The sequence below is a fragment of the Cellulomonas flavigena DSM 20109 genome, from assembly GCF_000092865.1.
Taxonomy (GTDB): domain Bacteria; phylum Actinomycetota; class Actinomycetes; order Actinomycetales; family Cellulomonadaceae; genus Cellulomonas; species Cellulomonas flavigena.
In genome coordinates this window covers 3,395,357-3,405,601 of the sequence record NC_014151.1, presented here as the reverse complement: position 1 = coordinate 3,405,601, position 10,245 = coordinate 3,395,357, and the positions used below count along the sequence as shown (strand labels likewise).

Here is a 10,245-nt window from a genome sequence, read left to right as displayed (position 1 = left end):
CTGCCGCTCACCTCCCCGGTCGTCGTCAGCTCAGGCCCAGGTCGAGCGACCCGCTCGCGACGTCCGTGCGGTCCGAGCGCGAGACGCGGTCGAGGTACTGCTTGGCCTTGGCCGTCTCGGTCTCCAGGACGCCGACGGTCTGCGCCATCGAGTCCAGCGCCTGCACCTTGAACGTGTCGATGGAGTCCATGGCCGCGAAGATGTCGGTGAACGACTGCTGGAGCTGCGGGAGCCCGATCGTCGCGCTCGCGGCCTGCTGCTGGATCGCCACCGACTGCTCGCGCAGCAGCTTGGACGTCGACGCGATCATGTTCGACGTCGTGGTGTTCAGCGCCGTGATCTGGTCGAGCACGAGCTTCTGGTTGTTGAGCGCCTGCGCGACGAGCACCGCGGTGCGCAGCGCCGAGACCGTGGTCGTCGTCGCGCGGTCGACGCCCTTGATGAGCTCGATGTTGTTCTTGATGATGATGTCGATCGCCAGGTACCCCTGGATCGACACCGCGAGCTGCGTGAGCAGGTCCTGGTGCTTCTGCCGGACGTAGAACAGGACGTCCTCGCGCAGCGCCCGCGCGCGGTCGGGGTCGCTGATCTCCGCCTGGGCGATCTTGGCGGAGAGCTGCTGGTCGAGCTGGCTCGCGACGTAGATGTACTGGTTGAGCCGGCCCATGGTGTCCCACAGGTTCTGCTTCTCCAGGTTGAGCGCCGCGTTGTCCTTGCGCAGCTCGTCCTGGCCCCGGTACAGCGCCTTGACGATCGCGTCGATCTGCTTCTGCGACGACTCGTAGCGGCGGAAGTAGTCGGTGAGGCTGTCGCCGAACGGCAGGAAGCCGAGCAGCTTCTTGCCCACGGTCTTCTCCGACGGGTCGAGGTCCTCGACCGTGCGGCGCAGGTCGAGCAGCGACTTGCTCACCTGCGACGTCCCGGAGACGCCGCCCTCGCGCAGCTCGCGCACCGGCACCTGCAGCAGGCGGTTGGAGGTGTCCGCCGCGGCGCGCACGTCCTTGTCGCCCATGAGCCGCACGTCGTCGGCCTTCGCCGCGAACTCCGGCGACCCGGCCTGCACGTCGTCCAGACCCGCGAGGAACGCGCCGACCTTCGCGTCCAGGCCCGGCAGCGCAGCCGGGTCGACGCGCGGCGCCATCGCCGGGGCGTCGTGCGTCGCGACGGGGGCGACGGGTGCGGGTGCCTCGAGCGCGAACGCGGCGCTGGGCGCCGGCGGCTGCAGAGGTGTGGGCTCGGTCATCGAAGGTCCTCCTGGGAGGCGCACGCGGCGCGGGTGCCGTCGGACGCCGACGGCCCTGGTCACGCTACCGGAACGCCCGGTCGCGCAGACCAGAACGTCTGTGCGCCGATCGAGGTTCCCCGCGCGTCCCGCGCTGCCGCCGATCCGCCGATCGCGCTGGTGACAGGTTGCTCCGAGATGACATATATTGAGTCATGTGTCATCCCTAGATGCTGTGTCCTCCCACTTCGGGACCGTGAACGCACAAGGACGGGTGGTGGTCCCCGTCGAGGTCCGGCGAGCACTCAGGATCGCCAGCGGCGACCGGGTCGAGTTTGTCGTCGAGGGTGACGCGGTTCGCCTCGTGACGCCCCGCATGCGGGCGATGGCGCTGTGGGCGCAGAACCACGGGGGTGACGCCGGGGACTCCACCCGTGACGTGCGTGCGTCTCGCGCGGTGGACCAGCACGTCGACGAGGCCGCAGAGCGCAGGATCGCTGCTCGTGCCGCTGCGGAGACGCGCAGCGATGAGGAGATCATCGCCGGCCTCGTCGTCGACCTCGGCCTGTGAGCGCGGTCTGCTTCGACACTTCCGTCCTCGCGACGTGGGTGCTTCAAGAACCGCAGTGGCAGGTGGTCGACAAGCTCCTTGCGCGCGCCGACGTCGAGCCCGTGATGCCAGGGCCGGTGCTGACCGAGCTCGTTGAGCTCGTGCGCCGCAAGGGCAATGCGTCGTCGGGTCATGAAGTTCGCGACACCCTCCTGTCGTTCGGTGCGCGCATCGAGCACCCGCTGGACGACGACCTCCTCCGTGCTGCGGCGCTCCTGGAAGCGGCGAAGACGCATCCTGGGCCGGGAGGCGAGACCCTCTCTCTCGGGGATGCGCTCGTGCTCGCGGTGACCGAACGCCTCGGGGTCCGGGTCGTCACTCGCGACGCGTACTGGCACCTTCTGGCTGCCGATGGCTGCACGACCGCCCAGGTCGTCACATTCTGAACCCGACCCCGGGCAGCGCTCGTTGCGCTCGCCCAGTTCGTCGACGGTGGGAGTCGCCTGCGCTGTCGAGGCACGTGCGCACCTGACGCGGTGCACGGTTCCGGGCGAGCTTCGCCGCTGGTGGACGAGATCGCCCGGGTCAGCGCTCGGGGTTGCGCGCCGGCGAGCCGATTCCTGCGGAGGACCGCGGGCCTCTCCGCCTGCGGCGAACACGGGACGTCCGGGCATGACCCCGCCGTTAGCATCGAAACACGCCGCTTCGTCGGCTCCGCGCGGACGCCTGCTGCGCGAGGCCACCGGGGCACGCCGCTCGTGAGGAGTGCACATGTTCGAGAGATTCACGGACCGAGCCCGTCGCGTGGTCGTCCTCGCCCAGGAAGAGGCGCGGATGCTCAACCACAACTACATCGGCACCGAGCACATCCTCCTGGGCCTGATCCACGAGGGTGAGGGTGTCGCGGCCAAGGCCCTGGAGTCGCTCGGCATCTCCCTGGAGGCCGTGCGCGCGCAGGTGCAGGAGATCATCGGCGAGGGCCAGCAGGCCCCGTCGGGTCGCATCCCGTTCACGCCGCGCGCCAAGAAGGTCCTCGAGCTGTCGCTGCGCGAGGCGCTGCAGCTCGGCCACAACTACATCGGCACCGAGCACATCCTGCTCGGCCTGATCCGCGAGGGCGAGGGCGTCGCCGCCCAGGTCCTCAACAAGCTCGGCGCCGACCTCAACCGGGTGCGCCAGCAGGTCATCCAGCTCGTCTCGGGCTACCAGGGCAAGGAGCCGGTCGCCTCGGGCGGCCCGGCCGAGGGGCAGCCGTCGGGGTCGGCCGTCCTCGACCAGTTCGGCCGCAACCTCACGCAGGCGGCCCGCGACGGCAAGCTCGACCCGGTCATCGGGCGCGAGAAGGAGATCGAGCGGGTCATGCAGGTGCTGTCCCGCCGCACCAAGAACAACCCGGTGCTCATCGGTGAGCCGGGCGTCGGCAAGACGGCGGTCGTCGAGGGCCTCGCGCAGGACATCGTCCGCGGCGACGTGCCGGAGACGCTCAAGGACAAGCAGCTCTACACGCTCGACCTCGGCGCCCTGGTGGCCGGCTCCCGCTACCGCGGTGACTTCGAGGAGCGCCTGAAGAAGGTCCTCAAGGAGATCCGCACGCGCGGCGACATCATCCTGTTCATCGACGAGATCCACACGCTCGTCGGCGCGGGTGCGGCCGAGGGCGCGATCGACGCCGCGTCGATCCTCAAGCCCATGCTGGCGCGCGGCGAGCTGCAGACCATCGGTGCGACCACGCTCGACGAGTACCGCAAGTACGTCGAGAAGGACCCGGCCCTGGAGCGGCGCTTCCAGCCCATCCAGGTCTCCGAGCCGAACCTGCAGCACGCGATCGAGATCCTCAAGGGCCTGCGCGACCGGTACGAGGCGCACCACCGCGTGTCCATCACGGACGCCGCGCTGGTCGCCGCCGCGACGCTGGCCGACCGGTACGTCAACGACCGCTACCTGCCGGACAAGGCGATCGACCTCGTCGACGAGGCGGGCGCGCGCCTGCGCATCCGCCGCATGACGGCCCCGCCGGAGCTGCGCGAGCTCGACGAGCAGATCGCCGAGACGCGCCGCGACAAGGAGTCCGCGATCGACGAGCAGGACTTCGAGAAGGCCGCGCGCCTGCGCGACCAGGAGAAGCAGCTCGGCCTCAAGCGCGTCGAGAAGGAGAAGGCCTGGAAGAACGGCGACATGGACGCCGTCGCCGAGGTCGACGAGGAGCTCATCGCCGAGGTGCTGGCGAACGCCACCGGCATCCCGGTGTTCAAGCTCACCGAGGAGGAGTCCAGCCGCCTGCTGCACATGGAGGAGAACCTCCACAAGCGGGTCGTCGGCCAGAACGCCGCCATCAAGGCGCTGTCGCAGGCCATCCGCCGCACGCGTGCCGGCCTCAAGGACCCCAAGCGCCCCGGTGGGTCGTTCATCTTCGCCGGCCCCACGGGCGTCGGGAAGACCGAGCTGGCCAAGGCGCTCGCCGAGTTCCTCTTCGGGGACGAGGACGCGCTCATCCAGCTCGACATGTCGGAGTTCTCGGAGAAGCACACGGTCTCGCGCCTGTTCGGCTCGCCCCCCGGCTACGTCGGGTACGACGAGGGCGGTCAGCTCACCGAGAAGGTGCGCCGCAAGCCGTTCTCCGTCGTGCTGTTCGACGAGGTCGAGAAGGCCCACGCGGACATCTTCAACTCGCTGCTGCAGATCCTCGAGGACGGTCGCCTGACCGACTCGCAGGGCCGCGTCATCGACTTCAAGAACACCGTCATCATCATGACCACGAACCTCGGCACGCGGGACATCGCGAAGGGCGTCATGACCGGCTTCCAGGCCGGTGGCGAGCTCGCGACGGACTACGAGCGCATGAAGGCCAAGGTCAACGACGAGCTCAAGACGCACTTCCGTCCCGAGTTCCTCAACCGTGTCGACGACGTGGTCGTCTTCCCGCAGCTCTCGCAGCCGGAGATCTTCCAGATCGTCGACCTGATGATCGCGAAGCTCGACGCCCGTCTGCGCGACAAGGACATGAGCATCGAGATCACGCCGGCGGCCAAGAAGCTGCTCGCGGAGCGGGGCTACGACCCGGTCCTCGGTGCGCGTCCGCTGCGCCGCGCGATCCAGCGGGAGATCGAGGACACGCTGTCCGAGAAGATCCTGTTCGGCGAGCTCAAGGCGGGTCAGACGGTCATCGTCGACGCCCAGGGCGAGGGCCTGCTCGGGGAGTTCCTCTTCCAGGGCGTCCCGCGCCGCACCGCCGCCAAGGAGCCGGTCACGGTCGGCGCGCCCGTCGGCACGCCGGGCTCGGGCACCGACGTCCCGCCTGCTCCTGCACCCGCCCGGGGCGACAGCGGCACGGGCCTCGCGCCCGCCTGACCGCAGCGCCCGCCGAGCCCCACCCGAAGGCCCCGGCCCCGCGAGGGAGCGGGGCCTTCGGCATGCCGGGAGACGCAGTGTTTGACGTTACATCTCCCCGCCTGCGAGAGTCGTCCCGGCCGCCGAGGAGACGCAGGTGCGGCCGGCGGGCGTCCGACGAGGGGCGCCACGTGCCCAGGGGTGCGCCGCCGGTGCCGCAACCGACGGCAGGGGGCACCCGGGCGCCGTCCGGGGATCAGCTGGCTCGACGAAGAGGACATCTGATGAGGGCATCGAGGACGTGGGCGGCGTCGGCCGCCGTGCTCGCGGGCGCGCTGGCGCTCGCGGCGTGCAGCGGGGGCGACACGGGCGACGGCGGCGACGGCGGCACCGTGCAGATGACGTTCTGGCACAACGCGACCACCGACGACGGCAAGAAGTTCCAGGAGGACGTGGCCGCCGCGTTCGAGGACGCGAACCCGGGCGTCGAGATCACGCTGCAGGTCGTCCAGAACGAGGAGATGGACGGCAAGCTCCAGACGGCCCTGAACGGCGGCGACGCGCCGGACATCTTCATGGCGCGCGGCGGCGGCAAGCTCGCCGACATGGTGGCGGCCGGTCAGATCATGGACCTCACGGACCTCGTCGACGACGCGTCGCGCGAGGCGCTGGGCGGCTCGCTCGACGCGTACACGATCGACGGCAAGGTCTACGGCATGCCGACCGCCGTGCTGCCGGGCGGCATCTTCTACAGCAAGGACCTGTTCGAGGCGGCCGGCATCGAGTCGACCCCGACGACGGTCGACCAGCTGGTCGACGCGGTCGAGAAGCTCAAGGGCACCGGCGTCGCGCCGATCGCGCTGGGTGGCAAGGACGCCTGGCCGGCGGCTCACTGGTACTACTTCTTCGCGCTGCGCGCGTGCTCGCAGGAGACGCTCGAGAAGGTCGCCGTCGAGCGCACGTTCGACGACCCGTGCTGGTTGGAGGCGGGGCAGGCGTTCGAGGAGTTCGCGGGCGTCGAGCCGTTCAACGAGGGCTTCCTCACGACGACGGCGCAGCAGGGCGCCGGGTCGTCCGCGGGCCTGGTCGCCAACCACCAGGCGGCCATGGAGCTCATGGGCGCCTGGAACCCGGGGGTCATCGGCGGGCTCACGCCGGACGGCGAGCCGCTGGCGGACCTCGGCTGGTTCCCGTTCCCCGAGGTCGAGGGCGGCCAGGGCGACCCGACGGCGATGATGGGCGGTATCGACGGTCTGAGCTGCCACGTCGACGCGCCGCCGGAGTGCGCGGAGTTCCTCAACTTCCTCATCCTCAAGGAGAACCAGGAGGACTTCGCCGAGGCGTTCGTGTCCCTGCCGGCGAGCAAGGACGCGCAGGACGTCGTGACGGACCCGGCGCTGAAGGACATCCTCGCGGCGTACGACGACGCGGCGTACGTGACGGTCTGGCTCGACACCCTGTTCGGGCAGAACGTCGGCAACGCGCTCAACACCGCGGTCGTCGAGATGCTCGCGGGTCAGGGCGACGCCCAGAGCATCGTCGACACCGTGACCGCCGCCGCGGCCAAGGAGTGAGGGATGTGCCGTGGGCCGTGCCCGGCTCGGCGCCGCCCCTGCGGGCGGCGCCACCGGCGCGGCCCACGGCACCGTGACGTTCGACCTGCACGACGCGAGCGGTGGGTCCACGGGGCGGTTCGCCCGCTTTGCCCAGCCTTGGGTCGGACGTTTTCGATAGCGTTATCGACGAGGTGTGACGTTACATCTGGACGAGTGCCAGAGTCGGGATCGGCCACCCCGCACGACGGGGGGAGGGCCGTCAAGCGTCCGACGGGGTGACGCCCGGACGTCAACCGACGCCGGGGGCGCAAGGCGACGCTCCCCGGTGGTCCCCGGGTCGGACGACCCGGACCCGTGAGGCTCAACGAAGAGGACACGACGTCATGAAGGCAAGGAAGGCCCTCGCGGCCTGCGCGACGGTGCTGATGAGCGCGCTCGCGCTGACCGCGTGCGCGGGTTCTGACGACGGCGGCAGCTCGGAGGGCGCGAGCGAGCTGGTGTTCTGGCACAACTCCACCACCGGTGACGGCAAGGCGTACTGGGAGGAGGTCGGCGCGGCGTTCGAGGAGGAGACCGGCATCAAGGTCGCCATCCAGTCCATCCAGAACGAGGACATGGACGGCAAGCTGCAGACGGCCCTCAACGGCGGCGACGCCCCGGACGTCTTCATGTCCCGCGGCGGCGGCAAGCTGGCCGCGGTCGTCGAGGCGGGCCAGGCCATGGACCTCACCGACCTCATCGACGACGACGTGCGCGCGGCGGCCGGTGGCTCGCTCGACGCGTTCTCGGTCGACGGCAAGGTCTACGGCATGCCCACCGCCGTGCTCCCCGGCGGCATCTGGTACTCGAAGGACCTCTTCGAGCAGGCCGGCATCACCGAGACGCCCACGACCATGGGTGACCTCGAGGACGCGGTCGGCAAGCTCAAGGACGCCGGCATCCAGCCGATCGCGCTCGGTGCCAAGGACGCGTGGCCCGCGGCCCACTGGTACTACTTCTTCGCGCTGCGCGCGTGCGCCCAGGACACCATCACGGACGCCGCCGCCGAGATGAACTTCGACGACCCGTGCTGGGTCAAGGCCGGCGAGGCCTTCGAGGAGTTCGCCTCGATCGAGCCGTTCAACAACGGCTTCCTCACCACGACCGCCCAGCAGGGCGCCGGCTCCTCGGCCGGTCTCCTCGCCAACAAGCAGGCGGCGATGGAGCTCATGGGTGCCTGGAACCCGGGCGTCATCGCGGGCCTGACGCCCGACGGCGAGCCGCTCGCGGACCTCGGCTGGTTCCCCTTCCCGGCGGTCGACGGCGGTGACGGCGACCCCACGGCCATGATGGGCGGCGTCGACGGCTACAGCTGCTTCGTGGACGCCCCGAAGGAGTGCGCCGACTTCCTCAACTTCTACATGAAGAAGGAGTGGCAGGAGGGCTACGCGGAGGCGTTCGTCACCATCCCGGCCAGCAAGGACGCGCAGGCGGCCGTCACCGACCCGGCCCTCACGCAGGTCCTCGAGGCGTACAACGGTGCGGCCTACGTGTCGGTGTGGCTGGACACGCTGTTCGGCAACAACGTCGGCAACGCCCTGAACACGTCGGTCGTCGAGATGCTCGCGGGCAGCGGCGACGCCGAGAGCATCGTCGCCACGGTCAAGTCCGCGGCAGCCAAGGAGTAACAGTTCCATGAGCGACTCCCAGGGCGAGAACGTGCTCGCCACGACGCCGTCGCCCGAGGGTCGCCCGGCGGGCGGGGACGGTGCCACCACGGCACCGTCCCCGGTCCGCCGGACCCGCCGGCGCAACTGGCGCCAGCTGGCCGAGATCACGCTGCTCGCGGGTCCGGCCGTCGTGATGTTCGTCGCCTTCGTCGTCTTCCCCGTGCTGATGGCGGCGTACTACGGCTTCTTCAAGTGGAAGGGCTACGGGGTTCCCACGGACTTCGTCGGCCTGCAGAACTACGTCACGATCCTGCAGGACACCACGTTCCACGACGCGTTGCTGCACAACGGCTTCATCGTCGTGATGTCGCTGGTCATGCAGGGTCCCGCGGCCGTCGTGCTGGCCCTCCTGCTCAACCGCAGGATCCGTGGCCGCTCGCTGATCCGGGTGCTGATCTTCGTGCCGTACGTGGTCTCCGAGGTCATCGTCGGTACCGGCTGGAGCCTCATGCTCCAGACCACCGGCGCGGTCAACGGCTTCCTCACCAAGATCGGGCTCGAGGGCTGGGTGGTCGACTGGCTGTCCGACCCGGACATCGCGATCTGGTCGCTGATGATCATCATCACGTGGAAGTACGTCGGCTTCGCCGTCATCCTCTTCCTCGCCGGCCTGCAGTCGATCCCCGAGGAGCTCCACGAGGCCGCCGCGATCGACGGCGCGTCGTACTGGCAGGCGCAACGCAGCATCACGCTGCCGCTGCTCGGCCCGACGCTGCGCATCTGGGCGTTCCTGTCGATCATCGGCTCGCTGCAGCTGTTCGACCTCGTCTACATCATCTGGGGCCAGTACGTCTCGGCCACGGCGGGCACGTCGACCATGGCGACCTACATGGTCCTCAACGGCCGCAACGCCGCGAACTACGGCTTCGGCAACGCCGTCGCCGTCGTGCTGTTCCTCATCTCGCTGGTCATCGCGCTGACCTACCAGCGCTTCGTGCTGCGCCGCGACACCGAGGGCGCGATCACGGAAGGGAAGAAGTGATGGCCGCCTCCGCCGTCCAGGCCACCCCGGCGCCGGCGCCCGCGCCGGCGGTCCGCAAGGTCCGCAGCCTCGAGCGCGTCAACCCGTTGGTGTACGTCGTCGCGTGGCTGCTCGTGGGCGTGTGCATCGGCCCTGTGGCCTTCATCATCCTCGGCGGCCTGCGCACCAACTCGCAGATCACGATGGACCCGTCGGGCTTCCCGACCACCTGGGAGTGGGGCAACTACTCCTCGGTGCTCAACAGCTCGCTGTTCTGGCAGCAGTTCACCAACTCGGCGATCTGCGGCATCGCGACGACGATCGGCGTCGTCATCCTCGGGGTCATGGCGAGCTTCGTGCTCGCGCGGTACGACTTCAAGGCGCAGCCGGCGCTGTACTCGCTGTTCGCGGCGGGCCTGATGTTCCCCATGACGGTCGCGATCACGCCGCTGTACATCCTCGTGAAGAACCTCGGACTGATGAACACGCTGCCGGGGATCATCCTCCCGCAGATCGCGTTCGCGCTGCCGACGACGATCATCATCCTCGTGCCGTTCCTGCGGGCCATCCCCAAGGAGCTGGAGGAGGCCGCGGCGATCGACGGCGCGAGCAAGATCGGGTTCTTCTTCCGGATGGTCGTGCCGCTGTCCCTGCCCGGTGTCGTCACCGTCGGCATCCTGGCGTTCGTCGCCAGCTGGAACAGCTACATGCTGCCGCTGTTCATCCTCAACGACGAGGCGATGTACACCCTGCCGCTGGGTGTGCAGTCGTTCGCCTCGCAGTACTCGGTCGACACCGCTCGCGTGCTGGCGTTCACGTCGTTGTCGATGATCCCGGCGCTGATCTTCTTCTCGCTGTTCGAGCGTCGGATCGTCGGTGGCCTCACCGGCGCCGTCAAGGGCTGACGACCCCTGCCGCGG

Annotated in this window: 8 protein-coding genes; 7 read left to right on the top strand and 1 reads right to left on the bottom strand. The window is 69.5% G+C overall.

The genetic code is table 11. The annotated features are described in order from the left end of the window. Positions 1-25: 25 nt before the first annotated feature. Entirely contained in the window at positions 26-1,243 is a 1,218-nt protein-coding gene (locus CFLA_RS15450; RefSeq protein ID WP_013118272.1) for a toxic anion resistance protein, read from the bottom strand. A 214-nt stretch (positions 1,244-1,457) separates the two neighbouring features. Here CFLA_RS15450 and CFLA_RS15445 point away from each other — a divergent pair, with 214 nt between their 5' ends. The 7 genes from CFLA_RS15445 (at position 1,458) to CFLA_RS15415 (ending at position 10,230) form a co-directional block, all read left to right on the top strand. After that, positions 1,458-1,793: an AbrB/MazE/SpoVT family DNA-binding domain-containing protein gene (locus tag CFLA_RS15445; protein WP_013118271.1), complete on the top strand. Its 336-nt coding sequence runs from the start codon at positions 1,458-1,460 to the stop codon at positions 1,791-1,793. Next, positions 1,790-2,218 carry a PIN domain-containing protein gene (locus tag CFLA_RS15440; RefSeq protein ID WP_013118270.1) on the top strand — a complete coding sequence of 143 codons (429 nt, stop codon included), beginning with the start codon at positions 1,790-1,792 and terminating at the stop codon, positions 2,216-2,218. The genes CFLA_RS15445 and CFLA_RS15440 overlap by 4 nt, the downstream gene beginning before the upstream one ends. Before the next feature lie 325 nt (positions 2,219-2,543). Next, the gene (locus CFLA_RS15435) at positions 2,544-5,120 is read left to right on the top strand and encodes an ATP-dependent Clp protease ATP-binding subunit (protein WP_013118269.1); all 2,577 of its coding nucleotides are present in this window, start codon (positions 2,544-2,546) and stop codon (positions 5,118-5,120) included. A 263-nt stretch (positions 5,121-5,383) separates the two neighbouring features. Next, complete coding sequence (locus tag CFLA_RS15430; RefSeq protein WP_013118268.1) at positions 5,384-6,673, top strand: extracellular solute-binding protein; 1,290 nt, start codon at positions 5,384-5,386, stop codon at positions 6,671-6,673. A 365-nt stretch (positions 6,674-7,038) separates the two neighbouring features. After that, positions 7,039-8,322, top strand: a complete 1,284-nt coding sequence (locus CFLA_RS15425) for an ABC transporter substrate-binding protein (RefSeq protein WP_013118266.1) — start codon at positions 7,039-7,041, stop codon at positions 8,320-8,322. Between the two features lie 7 nt (positions 8,323-8,329). Beyond that, a complete protein-coding gene (locus CFLA_RS15420; protein ID WP_013118265.1) occupies positions 8,330-9,346 on the top strand; it encodes a carbohydrate ABC transporter permease in 1,017 nt (338 codons plus the stop codon). Beyond that, positions 9,346-10,230 carry a carbohydrate ABC transporter permease gene (locus CFLA_RS15415; RefSeq protein WP_013118264.1) on the top strand — a complete coding sequence of 295 codons (885 nt, stop codon included), beginning with the start codon at positions 9,346-9,348 and terminating at the stop codon, positions 10,228-10,230. Before CFLA_RS15420 ends, CFLA_RS15415 begins: the two co-directional genes overlap by 1 nt. Positions 10,231-10,245 lie beyond the last annotated feature (15 nt).

What these genes read in the sequence shown, in the direction of transcription:
- CFLA_RS15450 (WP_013118272.1), bottom strand. Translation starts at nt 1,243, where the DNA reads ATGACCGAGCCCACACCTCTGCAGCCGCCGGCGCCCAGCGCCGCGTTC.
- CFLA_RS15435 (WP_013118269.1), top strand. Translation starts at nt 2,544, where the DNA reads ATGTTCGAGAGATTCACGGACCGAGCCCGTCGCGTGGTCGTCCTCGCC.
- CFLA_RS15430 (WP_013118268.1), top strand. Translation starts at nt 5,384, where the DNA reads ATGAGGGCATCGAGGACGTGGGCGGCGTCGGCCGCCGTGCTCGCGGGC.
- CFLA_RS15425 (WP_013118266.1), top strand. Translation starts at nt 7,039, where the DNA reads ATGAAGGCAAGGAAGGCCCTCGCGGCCTGCGCGACGGTGCTGATGAGC.
- CFLA_RS15420 (WP_013118265.1), top strand. Translation starts at nt 8,330, where the DNA reads ATGAGCGACTCCCAGGGCGAGAACGTGCTCGCCACGACGCCGTCGCCC.
- CFLA_RS15415 (WP_013118264.1), top strand. Translation starts at nt 9,346, where the DNA reads ATGGCCGCCTCCGCCGTCCAGGCCACCCCGGCGCCGGCGCCCGCGCCG.